Here is a 16,987-nt window from a genome sequence, read left to right on the forward strand (position 1 = left end):
TGTGTGAAAAGAGATGATAATAAAATATCGATGATTAAATTTTTATTTCTCGACTTTTTTCCATTCCTTCACTTTCACGTTTCCTGGGATTTTTATTTCAAGACTGCCATTAAACTTACTATCTATACGTTCCAGAATCCCTTTTGCACCTAAAGACTGTAATTGAACTGGTTTTATGCCAGATTGTTTTAATAATAATGATTTTAAGTCAGATAGTTTCCCTTTTACAGCAGGGGCTTGGGAAAGATTTTTTTCGTGAAGCAAATCAGGAGAAGCAAAGAACTCAGTTTCATCTAACCCAAGTTCTTTAAGTTCAGCAGGGTTTTCTATATCAATTTCTGCAAAGTGAGTCGTATTAGACAGGAATTTTCTATCAGATACTTCTCCATCTATTGCTAACAAGAAGAAAGTAAATGCCGTATTTCCTAGACGGTTCCAATCATCTTCATTAGTGTTGCTTCCTTGAGTACGCTTTAATGTTTTTATTCCCTGATTGACCAAATTAAAGTTTGATCCAATTTCATTAAATACAGGTTCTTCTGTTTGAGCAGTCGTATAATGCCTCAGCGTGAATTTCTTATCTTTTACTTTATCTAAATGACTTTCGGGTGCTTTTTCAGAGGAGAATGCTATTTCATTATTGGTGATTTCATTCATTATTTCAAATGGTAATTTTCTATCGGAAGGCGAAAATCTATCTTTATACTGATAGAAAATATCTTCAGCTTTGAGTTTTTCATTCGGACTTTTGCGAGTGTTCGGTGTTACTGAGCTTTCTTTTTTCATCACCAAATCTGGTGTATGCGCCTGTGCTTTACTTTCACTGCCTCTATTCTTTACTTCGGTTTCCAGTTTTTTGGTGTGCTGTTGATTTGGGGTGGCTTGTGCATTTAAATCTTTTCTATCTCTTCTATTTTTAGATGTATCAAGTTCAAGGTGTTCAGTTTGGTGCTCAGCTTGTTTACTGCTATTTGATCTTGCAAGAGCACCAATAGCTTGAGCTGCTTGAGGGCTAATTTCGAATTTTTTTATAAGGTCACGTATTGGCATGATATTACCACCTATGGATTGGATTGATTGAATAGTAAATAATATATGGATTAAATTAGTGTTTCACTGTTTTAGTTTTATTAACACTAACACGGGAAAATAAAATAAAAATATTAAAAATAATTAATTTTAATAAATAATTGTTTATTAGGTGAATGATTGTTTGTTATTTTAGTATAAAAATTAATTTTAAATCCCAATTAACTTATCCGCATTTTCTTTAGAAACAACTATGCCGACACCATTTATCTTAACAATAGCCTCTTGACTGCTTTTCCATTTGGTAAGTGTATCTTTTATTTGTGGTAAATAAGTTATGCTAGTAATACCCGAAACTTTAACAATAATGTTTTCGTTTTCCTGATTTTGATTATTTTCTGTATCAGGTTCAATTGTCAGATTCACTTTAGCAAGGGCAAGACGTACATCTTCTGTACCGCCTAATTCCACGCATAATTTATCGATTAAAGCCTGGTTTATTTGTGAATTATCTAGACTGGGTTTTTGATCCACAGAAGCGGATATTTTACTGACTGGGATTACATTGTCTTCAATATTTTTCAGTTTCATAGGTACAGTAATGGAATAAAGTAAAGAGAGGCGAGGGCGATTACCAAGAGCTTGCCAAAAATTACCTAAGCTATTTAAATTTTCCTGTTGGGGAATAACCCGGGTATAAGCACCGGGAATACCGGTTAATTGGCGATTGTTAATCAATGTTCTTAAAACACGCGTCATGACTTGTGCCGCCTGATTATCTGGCTGGCTGTCCGGGCTGGCGCTGTCGTTCGATGGTTTATTCGGCTCCCAGTAAGTCATTAAATAATTGCAGTTAATATTTATCCATCCCGGTAATAATGTATTGGTTGCCGGATTATAACGTCTTGATTCGGCAGAACGTAATTGTAGATCTTCATGTATTTCATAAAGAAATACACTGACTGTCGGTTCTGATTGAATGGAATTAATTTCGGGTAGATCAAAACGAATATCAATGTTTTGACCGGGAATGTCTAAATATTTAATTAGAATATCATTTAATGCTTGATTAATCTCAATAATCGCATTGTCAGAAGCAATTATAGTTGTCATATTGACTCCAATTCTACTTAATTTTTAAAATACTAAGCGGCCAGTTTTATTTAATTCAAGTATCACGGCACGTTCTATATATTTATTTTCAATCTGTCCAATATTGTCATTTGCTGCCAATATGGATGATAATAAGGCGATATTTCTGATATTCGCTCCGGTTAAATCAAATCTTTTAGCCAGATGTTCAAAATCAATTTCATCGGATAATGTCAGTTGTTCAGGCCAAATTTTTTGCCACATTTTCTTACGTAATATTGATTTCCTGAGCGACATTCTCCGGTAAACTTGCTTTCAGCATTGTTTTTCTCTCTGCTAAAGTCATTACTGACATGTCAATTTGCACCATTGGTAGATGTTTAAGCCAAGCTAATCCATTTCCCGATTCTACCAGGCAAACCACGCGTAATTTTGGCTGATTCAGTAAAATAGATAATTCGTGGTGTAATATTTTCTTTTCCGCTGCAAGCAAAGAGAATTTGCGGATTAATAAACAGGCATCATGTAACCGAGTTTCCCGTATTACATCCGCTAATAAGCTGGATATTTTGACACTGTTTTCTTCATCGGGCAGGCAGGCTAAATCAAGGATTAAGGTATGAATACCATGATATGCCATAATATTACTGACCGCTAATTCTCTGGCGCTGCCTTCTTTTCCTCTGAGTATGACCAATGGACGTATTTTATCGGTTTCATTCAATAATATCTTTTCCAGTGAATGATAAAGAGTTTGTGGATACCAATTATGTGAGGCGGGAGTATGCCAATTAGTATATACCCGTTATCTTTCAAGTTGCTTCTTTGTTGGCTGCACTCACTCACCCCGGTCACATAGTTCTCTATGCTCCCGGGGATTCGCTCCCTTGCCGCCGCGATGCATCTTGAAATCTATAAGGTATATAACAACCGTTTTTTGAGTGAATTGATAACCTCAATACTATTGACTTTCTTGCCAGGTGAAACGATAGCGTCCTCCGATAATACTTTGACGCTCACCTTGCCGTTATCATTAGCTAACAGGGCATAGCTATAGCCGGCTCTAATAGCCGGTTTTCCAAGTTTGATTTCATCATAGTTAAAAACGCTGACATTTTCTGCGGTATTATCAATCACAACGGCCTGTTTTCCCATATAGGTAATAACACTCTGATCATACTCTGCAAAAATATTCACTAAATCATTATTTTCTTTATTAACCGCAATTGGTTTGCCATCCGAGAAAAGGGCTTTATGACTCTGACCGGTAGTGACAACGCCGTCCTGGCCGGTTTTCCATTCATCATCGCCCGGTTTTTGGCCCGTATGATAGGCGAAGAAATAATTATCCTTCACGGCATACACCATAGTACAACCGCTTAACGCCCCTGAAGTGACAATGACCGGATACCCGGGCCGAATATCTCGTAAGTTAATTTTTATTCCCACAGTTCCCGATGCGCCATTAACTACATTAATACCGGTAATATTGTGGCCTAATCTATTTTTCCCCCAATGCTTTCCTATAGCTCCCGAGCCAGATTCTAAAGAGGTTACTTGATCACCACGAAATCCCGTAATAACATCATGAAAAGGGATCTCCTGACCAGAGTCACTATTTCTCAACGATCTCGCTTGTGCAAGCTGATTATTGCTATCATAACGATGCGCTATCACTGGTATGTCGATTGGTGCATGATCGCTACCCACTAATAATCCCTTTTTCTTGAGCGGAGAAATATGTCCTTTATTAAGTTCTTTGTCCGCAGTAGAGTGTTTGAACATTGATAAGTCCTCTATAATAATTAAATTTTTTATGCTTAAGATTTGTCTGAGAATGATTATTCAGATAATTGTGATGCCACGAGTATAAATATTTAAATAGTTCATCTATTTTAGATTGAGAGACAAACTCTCATAGATGTTTCTTTAGTGCAATAGTTTTAGCTTACAGCATAATGTTATCCGTTTTTATTTTGTATGTGTATTTAATCATAAAATTGAATAATAGGTATTTAACTAAGATCTATTTTCAGATTTGTCTTGTTTTTACTATCAACGTTTTGGTGCAATAATTATCTGATTAATCAGAAAAATAACAAAATGCATGGATTTGAAAAATTAATTATCATTGGAAATAACGAGGGTTATATTATTAAATATATCCCCCGGGGATTCACTTCTTTGCTGTCGCGATGCATCTTGAAATCCATAGAGTATATATTAATTGTTATTGATATTCTTCCTACTATACCCGTCATCTTTCAAGCTGCTTCTTTGTTGGCTGCACTCACTCACCCCGGTCACATAGTTTGCTATGCTCCCGGGGATTCGCTCCTTTGCCGCCGCGATGCATCTTGAAATCCATAGGGTATATATCCAGGGACTTTCATATTTTTGAAGGTAAAGGTATCGGCTTCAATTAAAGGCTTATTGAATGGCAACCAACTAGATTTAGTTTTTATATTTATGATATTAGGGGCTGCGGCTATTTTCTGATAGTGAAGTTGCCATTGTTTTTCCTCTGGGCTAAATTTTAAGAATGCAAAACCATAGGTATTTTCTATAACTTTGCCATCAGCCTCATGGTATCCATAATCGCGGAATTCCATTGCTGTAATCATACCCATTCCGTGATCAATATTTTGGTTATTATATTCAACATCTTCTTGACCACCTTGTACGTGCCGAACCCGGAGAGTATCTTTATTCATTTTATCGACCACAAATGAACATCCACTGAAATTTGGGGTAAATACATACTGTGGATTGCGGCTGATATCGGGTTGGGCCGGGATATCAACATATCCTCCTTGTGGTGCCCAATAAGCTAAAATAGACATGTCTTGATCCGGTATTTCATTTTGCCAGGTATCGACAATTTTTAATGCATTGAATGGCAGAGTTTCATCCGATGGTTTAATCTGTAGTGCCTTGAACACTAGATCTCCGCCTCCTTCTTTGTTATTTAAAATATTTTTTACGCCGTCTGACATTTTTATCTTTTGCGGATTAATTAAATCGGTAATAATTGGTTGTGAAGTCAGTGCGCTTTCATTTAATATATCAGTCATTGCTATGGGGCTGGTACTATATTGTTTTTGTTTCGAAGGGGATGGAATAAAAGGTTGTGCACCTTCTATATTTCGTTCATTCCCTGTTCTTAATCTTTTCTTTGACTGTAAATCCAATCCTAATCCCAATATGCAGCTATTCATCGTATTATATTGGTTAGAATGTATTGAAGGTTTTTCCGTTTTATTTTCTGAGTGATTAATTTTTTCACTGTATTTGTTGTTTGGCATATTATTACCTGTTAGTTATTGGTGAAGGACTTATTTTATCATCATATGATTGAATAGAAATAAAATTAAATCCCAATTAATTTATCAGAATTTTCTTTGGAGATAATAATACCGACACCGTTTATCTCAACAACAGCACTCTGGTTATTTTGCCATTTTGAAAGCATATCTTTTATTTTTGGTAAATAAATTAAATGGGTAATGCCAGAAGTTTCAATAGTGACACTTATATTTTTCTGATTTTCATTATTGACTGTAGCGAATTCAGTGATCAAATTGACTTTAGCCAAAGCAAGACGAGCATCTTTTGTACCACCTAAATCGGCACATAATTTATCTACCAGAGCTTGGTTGATTTGTGAATTATTTAGGTTGGGTTTCTGCTCCACAGAAGCGGAAATTTGGTTAATGGGTGTAATATTGTCTTTAATATTTTGCAGTTTCATCGGTACGGTAATTGAATACATTAGAGAGAGGCGAGGGCGATTACCGAGAGCTTGCCAGAAATTACCCAAGCTATTTAAATTCTCCTGTTGGGGAATAATTCGGGTATAAGCACCGGGAATGCCGGTTAATTGACGGTTATTAATTAATGCATTTAAAATCCGGGTCATCACTTGTGCGGCTTGATTATTGGGTCGGCTATCCGGGCTTGAACTGTCGCTTGATGGTTTATTAGCGTCCCAATAAGTAATTAAATAGTTACAATTGATATTGACCCATCCCGGTAATAATGTGCTGGTCATCGGGTTATAACGTCTTGGTTCGGCAGAACGTAATTGTAAATCCTCATTGATGTCATAAAGAAATACACTGACTGTCGGTTCTGATTGAATAGAATTAATTTCCGGCAGATCAAAGCGGATATCAATTTTATTGCCATTGATATTTAAATACTGGGATAAAACAGTATTTAATGCATTATTTAATTCAATAATCGCGTTGTTAGAGGCAGTTAGGGTTGTCATATTTATGTTTATCCTATTGAGTATTTAAAAAACCAATCGGCCAGTTTTATTTAATTCGAGTGTAACCGCTCGATTGATATGTTTATTTTCGATTTGTTCACAGTGGTCATTTTTCGCTAACATTGAGGCTAATAGCGCAATATTTCTAATATTAGCCCCGGTTAAATCAGCGCGTTTAGCCAGATGGGTAAAATCAATGGTATCGGATAATTTAATTTGTTCAGGCCAAATGACTTGCCACATTTTTTTACGTAACATTTCGTCGGGATAAGCAAAACGGGTAATAAAGGTAAAACGGCGATTAAAGGCGCTGTCTAAATGGCTACGATTATTGGTGGCTAAAATCACTAATCCCGGATAATTTTCCAATCGTTGTAATAAGTAAGAAACTTCAATATTGGCATGTCGGTCTTGCGCATCTTTGGTTTCACTGCGTTTGCCAAATAAGGCATCCGCTTCATCGAAAAACAGTACACCGGAATCCGCTTCGGCCAGATCAAAAATACGAGAGATATTTTTTTCTGTTTCACCGATGTATTTATTCACCACGGTAGAGAGATCCACTTTAATCAAATCAACGCCAAGATGCCCGGCAATCACTTCGGCGGCCATTGTTTTGCCGGTCCCGGATTCGCCATAAAATAACGCACTAATACCGGTACCATAACCGATTTTTTCCTGAAAGCCAGTACTTAGAATTTGGTCACGGTAATGAATGGTGGCAATAATCTCTTTTAATTGTTGCGTTAATGTATCTGAAACCACTAAATCATTAAGGCTGCGTTTGGGTGTTATTCGTTGCGCTAATTTACCGAAATTCTGTTGAGCACGTAAACTTAATGCTTTACGCAGATCGGTTTCTTCCAATTGGCCTTCCGGTTGTCGGAGTATTTGGTATTGATTCGCTTCTTTAAGGATTTGCGGTAATGTTTCTGCGGTAAATGAAAAACGTTGGCATAATTGAGTGATATTTATTTTCTGGGCGATATTATTCGATAGACTTGCTTCCAGCATGGCTTTTTTATCTGCCAGAGTCAGGGGTGGCATATTAATTTGCACTATTGGTAAATGTTTAATCCACACTAATGAATCTTGTGGTTCTGCCAGACAAACCACGCGTAATTTTGCTTGGCTCAATAACGTGGCGAATTCGCTGTGTAATATTTTCTTTTCATCTTTGAGCAAAGAAAAATTGCGAATTAATAAACAGGCATCATGTAATCGTGCTTCCCGTACTGTATCTATCAGCAAGTTAGAGTTATTTTCTTCCGGTAATTGAGCTAAGTCTAGAGTTAATGTACTGATATCATGACGAGCCATCATATTGCTTACCGCCAATTCTCGGGCGCTATCTTGTTTTCCTCTGAGTATGACCAGCGGGCGTATTTTGTCGGTTTTATTTAATAATATCTTTTCAAGTGAAGGGTAAAGGGATTGTGGATACCAACGATGTGAGGCAGAAGAGTGCCAATAAGCACAAGTTGTCAGTGGCGGTAAAATAACCCGTTGGCCTGATAAGAAATGCCAGACAGCGCTGTGAGTTAGAAATTGAGTTTGTAACCAAATAGACTCTTCGTGGTTATTAAGCCGTAATAGTTGATGACTGATTAACGGTGTTTGCGGTAGAAAGCTATTTTGTCGTAATGGCCGATCACCTTGGCGTTGGCTAAATAATTCAATGGCTAAGTTAAAGCTAGGCCACTGTTTTTTACTGTTACCGTGCAGAGCAGCAAATAACGCATGATAACGGCTATCGAAATGGGGTAATAAACCTAATAGTAAAACATCCCGTTCAAATTCAGTGAGATCAAAACGTTCAACTAATTGTGATAATGCATTGGGGTTTTCGTCGATTTCAGGGAAGTTAATAATATCATCTTGTTGAGTGATCCAATGAGGAATACCCTGTGGTTTTTCCAGATGCTGGTTTAATTCATCTTCGGTAAGTAGAAAACTCTCCGGTAAATAATCGTATTTTTCTCCATGTTGGTAATAGTAATGTTGTAATCGTAGATCAATACGTTCCAGATGGGGATAAATCCAGTGTAATTCTGTCACCATATCATGGTTGTTTTTAAGTAAAGCGTTCATATAAACCTGTTAAATATTTTTCCAGTCGATTAATAAAGAGCGATCCAACCAAGGAAGTTTGGCGATATTTAATGGCCACGGCCAGTCAGCCAACAATGCATCAAATGGCTGTTGCTGGATGGTGATTTTGATTTCTTGCTCGTTTACCAATAATTCACCCGGTCGTTGTAAGAATAATTGGCGGACGTCATTGCAGCTTAATTTTTTCCAGCCGGGAAGCTGAGTAATAATGGTATCCAGCCATTGCGTGGTGATTAATTGTTTTTCTGGTTCAACAGAGATTGATTTGGTATTTTCATTGATCATAAGTCCGCACAGAATGTTATTGAGTCTTTTACGTTCTGCCGGTGTTTCGTCGGTTCCCCAAATTAGATAGTCAAGGAAATTAACAGCATGGTATTGGGCTTGACGATGGATAAATTTTTCCCCCTCAAGTAGGCCAAGTTGATTAAACAATGCGGGTAGCATCGGCCAGAGCATTAATATGCCGGCATTATTGACTTGGCATGGAGTGTTTGATATTGAAAGTATTTTCTGATCTTCGGTCATGACCTTCTGATTTACCAGAGGTTGATGTTGCTGAACATTTGAAAAATTAACGTTATTTATGGTTGATTGTTTACCGGGTAGGTTTTTATCTATATGGTTTGGCATAAAGCGTGCCAATAGATATTGGTATTCTTCAACCGACAGATGTTTTTGGCAAAGCCGTGAAACAGAAATGGTTTGCCAGAGTTGTTTTAGCCAACTAGTTAATGGCGTGTTTTGGCTCATAGCTTGGCGAAATAGCTTAATAATAGGATCGGTATTAAGTACGCCGTTATTAAGTTCAGTGATAATACGGGAAATGATTTTAGCATCGGGTTTAGGTATTTCCTGAATATTATGCCGCTGTAGATATTCCAGTGCATTGAGTATCAGTTGTGCGGAGGAGACAAGCTCCTCTTGATGTTGTGGTTTGTTTACTTTTTCGGATAATCTGCGGTTAATGGCAATGAATAATGCGGGTTGCTTGATAGCAAAAAGCCGTTGTATGCCATGTTCAGACAGGCAGCTTTTTGCCAGTAGCAATATCCATTTTCTCTCTATTTGTGTTAATTGATCAATAAGTTTATTAATCTGAATGTCTTTCTTATATGTTATTGCCTCCATTATGTTTGGTTGGAAATCTTGTTGATATAAAGAGTGAATGAAATTCTCCGCATCAATTAAATTATTATCGCATAATGCGGAAGAGTTATCGGTAAATTTATTAAATGTTGGTTTATTCAGTAGAGTTTCTTCTTGATGGTTGTTTATCTGATATTGGTTAAGTACTTTATTCAGCTCAGACTTTAGGCGAGCAGGGAATAATGAATTAAAGTCATGGGGATTTATTTCACCAAGATTAAGGGTTAATGTCTCTAAAGAGATATCCTGATGAATGTTATATTCGTCAAAGTATGAATTGAGTAATTGATTTATATTGGCTTGATTAAGCAGGGAGCCATGCAATACTTTTTTAGCTACCTGTTGATTATTAGCTGCAATAGTAATGGTAATCCGATTTAACAGATTTGGCTCCGAAGTCATATTGATATTTCCTTGGTAATGAGTAAATAATAGGTAATTTAAATCTGTATTTGTAGAATAGAATTAAAGTTTCATAATAAAGGCTAATAAGTAATAAGGCGGCATTACATCAACGCTGTGATTATGTGAAGGGGATGAGGCTGTTGCTTGGTGATTATGTCCTTGTCCTCCTCCTGTGTTTGATGTGTGTGGGTAAATACGATATCCGGTTTTCATCATTACTTTGTCATTGTCGCTGGAATTATATATTGCATCTTCCGTCGTTTGATCAGTAAATCTGTCATATTTAATTGCATTATTCAAACAGTAAGGCATACCTCCAATATGATCATGCTTAGGTATTTGTGCTACTGTTAATGTAGTTTCTTGCACATTAACAGTGACAGAAACTTGAGTTGGTTCTGTATTTATGGAAAAATTTTTTCTATTCCCACCCCCACTGGCTTTATTACTGCTTTTCCCTGTCTCAGAAATAGTTTCACTACACATGACAAAACGACTTCTTAAATCTGGGGTTCCATTACTACCATCACAGAAAGCCCAACCTGTAGGAGCGCTATCACCAGAAAACATTACGATCATTCCTGTGGGGAGTACTTTATTGGTATCAATACTGACACCGTTATTGTCTACCTTAATGCCATTACCAGCTTTAACTTTTACCCCTTCATTAACTATTTCAATACCGTGATAATTACCGACTTCAAGCTTATCGTTGTTAATTCTCAATCCTCCGCCAGCATTGATTGCTAATCCACTATTATCAACTGACAGGCTTTTATTCTTGATTTTTACACTTAATCCATGCTCATCTGCTTTTAAACCACCGTTGTCGTTAATTTTTACCGCTAGTGCACCGTCATTATTCAGTTTCAGGGCTGAATTTGGGTTATCCGTTTGACCGGGCGCTTTACCAATAGCCCGACGACCGATATCAGCAATATTAATCAGATCGGCATAATCGGTTTGTAATGGAATACTGCCTTCTTTAAAGCGCCTTTTTAAATCATCTGCTGATGGGCCATTTGATTTAATGTTTTCCATATTGGATTTTGCATTAGATAGATTAGATTTTTTTTCCATTTTTATCATCCTATATTATATGGTGTTAAATTATTATGATTTAAATATCTTATAGGTATTCCTGTATAATTAAACAGGAGAAGATATTTAATATTAAAATAAGTCTTTTGTAGTGCTATATTAATTTATTTTTATATTGGATAAATTAGTTTATATTTTTGCTACTGTCTTTATTAATAATTGCATTGAGTTTAGCTATTCTTACGGCTTAGGCACATATAATAATTGATTACTTGTTATGACTGTTGCATTCCATTGAGTGCCAGACTCACCAATTACCTCGGTACGTTGCTGTTTAGTGGCAATTCGCATATTACCAATACCGGTTGCATCAGAAGGTAGGCGTCCCAAGGTTAAGGTTTCTAAAATATGGTATGCTTCGTCTCCTAAAGGGGCGTCATTGTTTTGCCAGCGTTTATAGGTGCTGGCAAAATCTTTAAAATGTTCCGGTGATAACCAGTGAATAATCATTGAAATATGTGCGGGGAATTCAGCTAATATTTCTGTTTTCACCCAAGATTCCAATTTATAAGGATCAACTTTGTCATTCTCAATTAACTGACGATTCACTACTACGCTAACTACAAATGAAAAGCGGTCAGCCAAAGCGTATTTTTCGCTGGAGAAATACCAGCGATAACGCCATGCTTCGGCCTCTTTTGGAAAGTTTTTATTCGGTGAGTCTTGGTTGCGTTTAATTAATATCTTGCCTTGAATACGATTAAATTTAACCACCCGCGCTTTGAGTTCATATTCGGGTGGTTCAGCGAGAGCTGTACGAGGTGATATTTTTGAGGCTGGCCCAGAGGGAGTAATCACATATTTCAGGGTGATTTCGTCACCTATTTCAATCATGGCAGGGAAGGGGCTTTGAGCACTGGAAGTAATCCAACGTTGATCGTCGGTAGCATTTTTATATGTCTCATCGGCATAAACCAATTGATAATCCATATCTTCCAGCCACACTGGGCTATTTTGCCAGCGCAGATTACCATTATTAAATGCCAGTTTTATTCTATCCAGATTGCGTTCCAAATCGCTGCTGTTACGCGTACTAAGGGAAAAGGTATCTCCTGTTACTTCGGTGATCATTTGGCTCCGTAATATAAACTCTCTATCACCTTCAATAATTATCAGATTAATCACCTGACCTTGTAATAACCGACCTGCAATACCTTGCTGTGTGATGATGAGTTGATGATTTTTAGAGCCTGAACTCTCTTCAATTACCTTTAGATCGTCAGGTTTTTGTTTATCGTCGAATTTCGTATTGGGTTTTATCGGCAAAAGTTGACGATGCTCAATTAAATAAAAAGGCAAGCCATCCAGATTAGGTGTTTTACTGAAGCATTCCCCGCCTAAACCCAAGCGGGCGGCAATTCTTTTTTGTAGCGCCGACACTTTATCAATCCGAATATTATTACGTTGATAGGTCAGTTCCGGTTGTTGAGCCAGATAGCCGCGTTGGGTATTGAGAAAATCGAGTGTGTTTAGTGTTAATGGTCTGGCTGCGCGATGAGTACCAAAATAGCCTAATAGGTAATCCAGAATTGTCAGCTCCTTGGCATAGTTTTTATCTTTATTATTGCCTTTATCATAATGGATTTGAGAATCATTATTGAGCTTTTCTATTAAATCAGTTTCTATGTTTTGATGGGCTTGTTGACTGACAGTATCGGCTTTAAAAGGCCATTGAGCGCCGTATACTGTTTCTCCCCGTTGTTTAAAGGCTAATAGTTTTGGTAAAAGGGCGAGTTCGGCACAGCCGTTAGCCAACATTTGTTCAAACGGTAGCATAAATTGATGCAACTGTATTTGCTGTTGGTTGCGGGCATAGGTCTGTAATCCATAGCAAGCCGGTAATTTATTGCTTACCGGATAGTAATCCAAGATCTTACGATATTTTCCCCAATTCAATAATTCCGATTGTGTATTAATTAGCGGTTTTTCAATTATTTTGTCTTCCACCTGTTGTTTGGAAACGCTAATTTTAACGCTGCCTTTGGCAATAATGGTAAGCGGGCTGTTTGCTGAGGTAATTAATGCTAAGGGATCGTTACCCCATAGTTTGGGGTAATATCCTTGAGCGATTTCCCAAGACCAATTATCGTCTGACAATGGCGTAATCGTTTTGTCGTGATGCGCTAATGCCAGCCGGGTTACACTCTGAATGCCTTTAATCGCTAATAATCGATTAACCAGATGGCTGAGATTTAATACCGTATCGCCGGTGTAATCTTTGGCTTGAGGTAAGGTCGGTATCCAACCGTGATGTAAATAAGGGCCGGCAAATATCTCTTCATGATGGTAACCCTGATCTTTCATGGCCTGAGTGGTATAACGTTCGGGCTTTGGCAGTACCATCTGTTCTGCCGTCATATAAACTTGAGCGAAAATATCAGCAAAATCGATGACGTTATCTTCAAGTTCAATATCAATCTGCAAGGGGAGATCGGTAGGTTGCAGCCAGATAATTTTGCTGATGAATTCCCCCAGATTACGGTTATCTTTTAGGAAAGTTTTCAGCCTCTCCTCAGCCAGTGTTTTATTAGTTTCAGTGTCCCGACTAGGGAGTAAATAGAGCCAATAATTTCCTCTTAATGTTAATTGGCTATCTGATCCGGAGTTTTTAAAGCTATATTCACGTTTCTGTTTGTCATACCAATACTGATAACGTTGGTTTTCAGGTTCACGAATTAATTGGGCATCATTAAAGAAAAAATAACCTTTGTTTGTTTCATTAACCGTGTCGCTGCTATGTAAATCCAATAAAGCCCGGCGATAATCTTCCGCGGTGATCGGGCCGCAGGTCAGTGTTTGTTGTGGGCCGAACTCCTGAGGAAAAATACCGTCGCCGGATGTTTGGTCTTCTGGTTTTGGCGTTAGAAGGTCTCTCAGTGGTAATGTGTGGCGGTAGGCCAGATCGGAGGCACCATAACAGCAGGCTTCCAATAAGGTGATGCCGGGATCATTTTCACTGGTATTGCTCCAGCATTGGCCGGATTGCTGCTCAATCACTGTTTTGGCCTGAGCGAGTAAGGCATCGAAGGTAATATCGTCTTTGACGATGGGAAACAGGGCATCCTGATGACTCATGGGTTAACTCCTTGGTTTGAGGGACGCTGCTCTGACCAGACTAAAATCAGCACTTCATTATCGGCGGCTTCGATACTTTTACCCACGGCACCCGCGACTCGATTAGCGATGGTTAGGCTTAAATCGGTGACGCGTTCCACCAGAGAGGATTGTTGGATCGTGGCGAATAATTGGTAGTAATCAATGCGATTACCGGTTGTCACGCCGACAGCGGTATTTTCGCCCCACGGCATATATTTTCGGCTTAATTGCTGTTGTAGCTGATGATATCCGTAGTCGGGGTTAACGCCTGCGGTAAAGGTCACTTGGTAGTTCACATTAACGTCAACGTAAGTGGGATTGCTGATCTCAAGGGTTGCCCAAGGGCTGCTGAGTTGTTTGATCCACTCGACCATCTCTGCCAGCCGAGCGGGGTTTAACGTTGGACGCAGCGCGTCATCGTTATCTTTGTAACGGCTGTCAGGGATCACAATCAGTTGCTGTTTTTCCGGTGCCGGGATTTTGGTTAATTCACTGGCAGACGGGTATTTGACATCAAACAGGCTGACAAATTGCTCTTTTAATAAGGTGACAATGTTGCCCCAACTCAGCGCCCGGTTACGGTGAGATAACCGAGCCGGGAGCCGCGTCAGGAAGGCTTGCTCGGTTTCTTGCGGATGACCATCCCAAGAGGCCCAAGGTTGGGTGACGTTGCTGACGGCAACAACCGTGTTTACCGGCTGTTTAATGCTGTCGGCGGCTAATCCGTTGATAAAGTGTTCCTGCTCAACAGATTCTGTGTTGATTAACGTCGCTGTGGTAGCGTTATACAGTAGACCATTAATACGTGGGTAATCTTGCGGATCGGTTTGATGCGTTATTTCGGCTTTCAGCCAGTAGCGTCCCGTCGGCATCAAAGCCGCCTGATTTGCCGCATCCTGTGGCAATAAGGTGCGCCAGATACCCCGGTTAAACAGGTTATGGGTTTGGTCATCAACTAATTTGTCTAATTTGCTCCAGCTATTGCTCTTGTTGAGATAAAACCAAGATAACGCGAGCGATTTAATGCCTGCTAATTGCCAATAGAGAGATAGAGTTTGTCCCGGTAATACATTGGTAAAGCCTAAGTAGAATGTGTCATGGATTGATGATGATATATTTGCTTTGCTCCCATTCAGAGGGGCAGATTGAACCTCAAGATCATTGGATGTTTCGCTAAAAAGTTGAATACCGTTTTTGGGGAATTCAATGTTGTCTGAGTCACTTAATAGTATTGCTGATTTCAAGACATTGCCAACTTGCCGATGCCAACGTAGATCGGTTAATTTTCCCTGATTCGCCAGTAAATCCGTATCAGATGCATATTGTAACGGATTACCTGCGTTGTCTTGTCCTGCGTCAAACAGCGTTCCCCGGGCGACCAGAAATTCTGTACTGTCCGTATTCAGAGTAATACCGATAGCAACTTTATCTGCTTGCGCTTTTTTGGGTTTCAGTCCCAATAATTCCCGGTAATAAAGATCACGGTGCCGGGCCGGAAAGGTATTTAATAATCGATTAGTTGTTTCTAATAACGTTAAAAAAGCCAAAACAAAAGCTTGATGTGCCGGTAAAAGGCCATCAGCTTTATTTACATTTTGGTAAATATCCGCTAGTTGTTGAGGATTATTTTCTTGAATAAAGTAGAAACTATCCCAGAACTGTTTTTTCTCTTGATCGAAAGGAATTTCTTTAGCGTAAGCTTTAAGCCAATTTAAAATATCTAGCGTACTTCTTTCATCAAGTTTAAATACAGTATCCGGCACAATAGCAGAGAGTTTATTTTCTAACTCAGCTTGTCCCATATTTTTACCGCCTGTTATTTAAAATAAAGTTAAAAAGGTATTTATCCGGCAGTGACCGCATATTGGCTGGCAATAAACCGGCCTTTGCCCATACTGGGGGCTGTCACATCCGGGCCACTCGATGGATTATTGGCTGGCTGTGTCGGGGTAAAACGGGCGATAAATTGTTGCCCGACCACAATCACCGTGACTGGACTACGGCAGAAGTTTACCTGCTGGCTGGCATCCAATTGCGCAATGGTGACCATCCCCATGCCGGGAACTGGGTGGCTTGGGGTGATATATTGCGCTTGAAGTTGCACCTTTTTTTCATCGCCGACAATGGCGATCTTTTTGCCCTGAATTTGGGCGTGTCCGCTGCCCCGGATGGTTGCCGGTCCCAGAATAGTGACCTGCCGGTTGCCGAATAACGGTTCGAACAGCAAATTGTCGCCATCAACGACCAGTTGTTTGCTCATAGGTTCACCCGTAACTGGCCCTCGCTAACTTCAAGGACACCTTCAAGTTGCTGGCTGATTTCGCTGCCTCTCAGGGCGTAAGTGACCTGAATATGCAGGGTATTAGGTAAATCCGTTCTCTGGTTTACCTGAATCTCGGTAATATTTGCGCGCGGTTCATAGCGCAGTACCCGCTCTTCAATCCGGGTTTGCATCTCTGCCATCAATTCGTCACTGATATTGGCAAACAGATAATCATTCAGGCCACAGCCGTAATTTTCACGCATAATCCGTTCGCCGGGTTCGGTGAGAAAAAGGATTTTCATATTCTGGCGAACATTCTCTGCGCCTTCCGCTATGGTGACGCCGGTGGGTATTTCAGGATGAGAATGATCTTTTATCGAAAACTGTGGCGGAAATGCCCAGCCCCGGCCATAAATATCAGCTAATACTTTATTGGCTAATGCTTTGTCTGTCATCGTACTGCCTTA

General features: G+C 39.0%; 13 protein-coding genes and 1 pseudogene. All 14 read right to left on the reverse strand.

The window, feature by feature from the left end; translation table 11 throughout:
• Positions 1-42: 42 nt before the first annotated feature.
• The gene (locus SLS51_RS08815) at positions 43-1,050 is read right to left on the reverse strand and encodes a hypothetical protein (RefSeq protein ID WP_323837454.1); all 1,008 of its coding nucleotides are present in this window, start codon (positions 1,048-1,050) and stop codon (positions 43-45) included.
• A 189-nt stretch (positions 1,051-1,239) separates the two neighbouring features.
• Positions 1,240-2,142, reverse strand: a complete 903-nt coding sequence (locus SLS51_RS08820; protein ID WP_323837456.1) for a Pvc16 family protein — start codon at positions 2,140-2,142, stop codon at positions 1,240-1,242.
• 24 nt (positions 2,143-2,166) lie between these two features.
• The gene (locus SLS51_RS24625; protein WP_439126856.1) at positions 2,167-2,385 is read right to left on the reverse strand and encodes a hypothetical protein; all 219 of its coding nucleotides are present in this window, start codon (positions 2,383-2,385) and stop codon (positions 2,167-2,169) included.
• A 7-nt stretch (positions 2,386-2,392) separates the two neighbouring features.
• Positions 2,393-2,911: pseudogene (locus tag SLS51_RS08825) on the reverse strand (ATP-binding protein); the annotation flags it as partial.
• A gap of 122 nt (positions 2,912-3,033) precedes the next feature.
• On the reverse strand, positions 3,034-3,906 hold the full coding sequence (locus SLS51_RS08830; protein WP_165577795.1) for a cytotoxic necrotizing factor Rho-activating domain-containing protein: 873 nt from the start codon (positions 3,904-3,906) through the stop codon (positions 3,034-3,036).
• A gap of 530 nt (positions 3,907-4,436) precedes the next feature.
• Complete coding sequence (locus SLS51_RS08835) at positions 4,437-5,426, reverse strand: hypothetical protein (RefSeq protein WP_323837459.1); 990 nt, start codon at positions 5,424-5,426, stop codon at positions 4,437-4,439.
• Between the two features lie 65 nt (positions 5,427-5,491).
• Positions 5,492-6,394, reverse strand: a complete 903-nt coding sequence (locus tag SLS51_RS08840) for a Pvc16 family protein (RefSeq protein ID WP_323837461.1) — start codon at positions 6,392-6,394, stop codon at positions 5,492-5,494.
• Between the two features lie 24 nt (positions 6,395-6,418).
• A complete protein-coding gene (locus SLS51_RS08845; RefSeq protein ID WP_323837463.1) occupies positions 6,419-8,485 on the reverse strand; it encodes an ATP-binding protein in 2,067 nt (688 codons plus the stop codon).
• A gap of 9 nt (positions 8,486-8,494) precedes the next feature.
• On the reverse strand, positions 8,495-10,057 hold the full coding sequence (locus SLS51_RS08850; RefSeq protein ID WP_323837465.1) for a contractile injection system tape measure protein: 1,563 nt from the start codon (positions 10,055-10,057) through the stop codon (positions 8,495-8,497).
• A 63-nt stretch (positions 10,058-10,120) separates the two neighbouring features.
• Positions 10,121-11,140 carry a tail fiber protein gene (locus tag SLS51_RS08855; protein WP_323837467.1) on the reverse strand — a complete coding sequence of 340 codons (1,020 nt, stop codon included), beginning with the start codon at positions 11,138-11,140 and terminating at the stop codon, positions 10,121-10,123.
• A gap of 201 nt (positions 11,141-11,341) precedes the next feature.
• Positions 11,342-14,236: a baseplate wedge protein gene (locus tag SLS51_RS08860; RefSeq protein ID WP_323837469.1), complete on the reverse strand. Its 2,895-nt coding sequence runs from the start codon at positions 14,234-14,236 to the stop codon at positions 11,342-11,344.
• Positions 14,233-16,059 carry a baseplate J/gp47 family protein gene (locus tag SLS51_RS08865; RefSeq protein WP_323837471.1) on the reverse strand — a complete coding sequence of 609 codons (1,827 nt, stop codon included), beginning with the start codon at positions 16,057-16,059 and terminating at the stop codon, positions 14,233-14,235. Before SLS51_RS08865 ends, SLS51_RS08860 begins: the two co-directional genes overlap by 4 nt.
• Positions 16,060-16,100: 41 nt before the next feature.
• A complete protein-coding gene (locus SLS51_RS08870) occupies positions 16,101-16,517 on the reverse strand; it encodes a contractile injection system spike tip protein (RefSeq protein WP_323837473.1) in 417 nt (138 codons plus the stop codon).
• Positions 16,514-16,975: a GPW/gp25 family protein gene (locus SLS51_RS08875; RefSeq protein ID WP_323837475.1), complete on the reverse strand. Its 462-nt coding sequence runs from the start codon at positions 16,973-16,975 to the stop codon at positions 16,514-16,516. Before SLS51_RS08875 ends, SLS51_RS08870 begins: the two co-directional genes overlap by 4 nt.
• Positions 16,976-16,987 lie beyond the last annotated feature (12 nt).

The organism is Photorhabdus africana, assembly GCF_035181445.1.
Lineage (GTDB): Bacteria > Pseudomonadota > Gammaproteobacteria > Enterobacterales > Enterobacteriaceae > Photorhabdus > Photorhabdus laumondii.